The 253-nt window shown below is 60.1% G+C and carries 1 pseudogene; it reads left to right on the top strand.

Annotated elements, in window-relative coordinates:
* Positions 1 to 253: pseudogene (gene pyrG / locus SB751_RS33130) on the top strand (CTP synthetase); the annotation flags it as partial.

Raw genomic sequence — 253 nt, 5'->3', positions numbered from 1 at the left:
GACGACGAGCGCTCGAAGATCTCGATGTTCTCGAACGTGCCCGAAGACGCCGTCATTTCGGTGTGGGACGCCGACAGCATCTACAAGATTCCGCAGATGCTGCACGACCAGGGTCTCGACTCGATCGTCTGCGACGAACTCAAGCTGTCCGCCAAGCCCGCCGACCTGTCGATGTGGGCCGAAATGGTCGAGAAGCTCGAGCATCCGCAGCACGAAGTCACGATCGGCATGGTCGGCAAGTACGTCGACCTGA

Origin of the sequence: Cupriavidus sp. SIMBA_020, assembly GCF_046535395.1 — a bacterium.
In the GTDB taxonomy this organism is placed as follows: domain Bacteria; phylum Pseudomonadota; class Gammaproteobacteria; order Burkholderiales; family Burkholderiaceae; genus Cupriavidus; species Cupriavidus campinensis.
The sequence above is the reverse complement of the archived record's forward strand: the minus strand, read 5'-3'. Positions and strand labels throughout refer to the sequence as shown.